The sequence below is a fragment of the Rhizobacter sp. P2_H2 genome (assembly GCF_056403375.1).
In genome coordinates this window covers 1-3,141 of sequence record NZ_JBFUFP010000651.1, presented here as the reverse complement: position 1 = coordinate 3,141, position 3,141 = coordinate 1, and the positions used below count along the sequence as shown (strand labels likewise).

Annotated in this window: 4 protein-coding genes and 1 pseudogene; all 5 read right to left on the bottom strand. The window is 68.0% G+C overall.

The genetic code is table 11. The features are described from left to right. Positions 1-641 (bottom strand): phosphatidate cytidylyltransferase (locus AC1D15_RS24090; protein WP_477827956.1); only part of this gene is annotated, 641 nt, incomplete at its 3' end. A 2-nt stretch (positions 642-643) separates the two neighbouring features. Further along, positions 644-1,375 (bottom strand): polyprenyl diphosphate synthase, encoded by a 732-nt coding sequence (uppS, locus tag AC1D15_RS24085; protein WP_465112318.1) that lies wholly within the window; start codon positions 1,373-1,375, stop codon positions 644-646. 51 nt (positions 1,376-1,426) lie between these two features. Beyond that, a complete protein-coding gene (gene frr / locus AC1D15_RS24080; protein WP_047502558.1) occupies positions 1,427-1,987 on the bottom strand; it encodes a ribosome recycling factor in 561 nt (186 codons plus the stop codon). Between the two features lie 18 nt (positions 1,988-2,005). After that, positions 2,006-2,716, bottom strand: a complete 711-nt coding sequence (gene pyrH / locus AC1D15_RS24075) for a UMP kinase (protein WP_477827955.1) — start codon at positions 2,714-2,716, stop codon at positions 2,006-2,008. 103 nt (positions 2,717-2,819) lie between these two features. Further along, a pseudogene (locus AC1D15_RS24070) lies at positions 2,820-3,141 on the bottom strand (translation elongation factor Ts); the annotation flags it as partial.

Here is a 3,141-nt window from a genome sequence, read left to right as displayed (position 1 = left end):
CCGAAGCGCTGCAGCAGCAGCGTGTAGAGGCTGGCCGAATCGGGCTGGATCGACCGGTCGAGCGCGATCCAGGCACCGGCCAGCACCAGCACGCCCAGCATGCCGCTCCAGACGCCTTCCCAGCTCTTGCCGGGGCTGATGGACAGGGCAAGCTTGCGGCGGCCGAAGGCCTTGCCGCCGAAGTAGGCGGCGATGTCGGCCGCCCACACCAGGCACAGCACCGACAGSAGGAAGTTGACGCCGATGGTCTTCGCACCGGCGAGCGCCAGCCAGGCCGTCCACAGCGCGGCCAGCCCGAGCACCCAGCGGGCAACCGTGGGCAGTTGCGGCCAGGCCCCCGGCCCGACCCGCAGCGCGAGCGCGCCGCCCAGCACCCACACCGCGAACGCCAGCCACCACGCGGGGCTGGCACCGGGGTGCACCCAGCCAGCCGCCATCGCGGCGGCACAGGCCGCGGCCAGCGTGACGCCCAGCCCGATCGCGAGAGCGGACGGCGCCGCATTCAGCCGCGCCCACTCCCAGCCGGCCGCGCCGATCATCAGCAGCGTGATCAGCGCGAACGGCCACGCCATCGGCGCGAACATCGCCGGCAGCAGCACGAGCAGCAGCACGACGGCGGTGATGATGCGTTGCTTCAGCACGCTCAGGCCCCCGCCTCGGTCGCCACGTCGGCACTGTTCACGCGGCCGAAGCGGCGGTCGCGGCTCGCGTAGTCGGCCAGCGCGGCATCGAGCTGCACGGTGCCGAACTCCGGCCACAGGCAGTCGCTGAACACCAGTTCGGAGTACGCCACCTGCCACAGCAGGAAGTTGCTGATGCGCACCTCGCCGCCGGTGCGGATGAAGAGGTCGGGATCGGGCGCGAAATTCATCGCCATGTAGCTGCCGAGCTTCGCTTCGTCGAGCTCGTGCGCCGGCACGCCCGCCGCGATGGCCTGCTGGCAGGCCTGCACGATGTCCCAGCGGCCGCCGTAGTTGAACGCGACCGACAGCGTGATGCGCCGGTTCCCGGCGGTGGTGCGCTCGGCCTCGTCCCAGGCGGCGCGCACCTTGTCGGACACCTGCGAGCGGTCGCCGACGATGCGGATGCGCACGCCCTCGCCCGCCAGCTTGGCCAGGTACTTCGAGACGGCGACCAGCACCAGGCTCATCAGCCCGGACACCTCTTCGGTCGGCCGCTTCCAGTTCTCGGACGAGAACGCGAACACGGTGAGGTATTCGATGCCGCGGTCGGCACAGGCTTCGACGGTGCGCACCAGCGCATCGACGCCCTGCTTGTGGCCGAAGAAGCGCGGCATCAGCCGTTTCTTGGCCCAGCGGCCGTTGCCGTCCATCACGATGGCCACGTGGCGTGGAACGCGGGCTACGGTGTCCACAGGGGTCGAGCGGGAAAACAGGGAGGAAACGATGCTGCTTTCACGGCCGCGTCAGACGGCCATGATCTCCGCTTCTTTGCCGGCGATCAGGCGATCGATCTCGGCGATCGTGCGGTCGGTCAGCTTCTGCACCTCGTCGAGCGAGCGGCGCTCGTCGTCTTCGGTGATCTCCTTGTCCTTCAGCAGCTTCTTCGCATGCTCGTTGGCATCGCGGCGCAGGTTGCGCGTGGCGATCTTGGCGTCTTCGCCGGCGTTGCGCACGACCTTGGTCAGGTCGCGGCGGCGCTCTTCGGTCAGCGCGGGCATCGGCACGCGCAGCAGGTCGCCCTGCGACGACGGGTTCAGGCCCAGGTCGGATTCGCGGATGGCCTTCTCGATCTTCGCGCCCATGCCCTTTTCCCAGGGCTGCACGGTGATCGTGCGGGCGTCCAGCAGGGTCACGTTGGCGACCTGGCTGATCGGCAGCATCGAGCCGTAGTAGTCGACCTGCACCTGGTCGAGCAGGCCCGGGTGGGCCCGGCCGGTGCGGATCTTCTGCAGTTCACCCTTGAACGATTCGATCGTCCGGCCCATCTTCTGCTCGGCCGTCTTCTTGATGTCGGCGATGCTCATGTCGGTTTCCTCAAACGCTCACACGTGGACGAGGGTGCCCTCGTCCTCACCCATCACCACCCGCTTCAGGGCACCGGCCTTGAAGATGCTGAACACCTTGATCGGCAGCTTCTGGTCGCGGCACAGCGCGAAGGCCGTGGCGTCCAGCACCTGCAGGTTGCGGGTGATGGCTTCATCGAAACTGATCTGACTGTAGCGCGTCGCGCTCGGGTCCTTCTTGGGGTCGGCACTGTAGACGCCGTCGACCTTGGTCGCCTTCAGCACGATCTCGGCGCCCATCTCCGCGCCGCGCAGCGCAGCGGCCGTGTCGGTCGTGAAGAACGGGTTGCCGGTACCGGCCGCGAAGATCACGACCTTGCCTTCCTCGAGGTACTGCAGCGCCTTCGGCCGCACGTAGGGCTCGACGACCTGCTCGATGCTGATGGCCGACATCACGCGGGYGGTCATGCCCTCCTGGCGCATCGTGTCGGCCAGCGCCAGCGAGTTCATCACGGTGGCGAGCATGCCCATGTAGTCGGCGGTCGCGCGGTCCATCCCGACCGAGCCACCGGCCACGCCGCGGAAGATGTTGCCGCCGCCGATCACGACGGCGACCTCGCAGCCGAGCTGCGTCACCTCTTGCACCTCGCGCACCATGCGAACGATGGTGGCCCGGTTGATCCCGTAGGCATCGTCGCCCATCAGGGCTTCGCCCGAGAGCTTGAGCAGGATTCGCTTGTACGCCGGCATGCGGTTTTCTCCCCGAGTTGGTCAAGCCTTGCGGCGCCGAAGTCTAACCACCGCGACAGGACGCCTCGTGAGCGCCCCGCCGCCTCTCGCTGTCTCTCTCGCCTCAGCCGCCCTTGGCGGCCGCGACCTGCGCGGCCACTTCGGCGGCGAAGTCGTCGACCTTCTTCTCGATGCCTTCGCCGACGACGTACAGCGTGAAGCCCTTGACGGTGGTGTTCGCGCCCTTGAGCATCTGCTCGACGGTCTGCTTGTCGTTCTTGACGAAGGTCTGGTTCAGCAGGCTGACTTCCTTCAGGAACTTCTGCACCGAGCCTTCGATGCGCTTCGCGACGATCTCGGCCGACTGCACCGGCTTGCCGGCAGCCTCGGCCGCCTTCGCATCTTCGGCAGCCTTGCCGGCGGCCACGGCGCGTTCCTTCTCGATC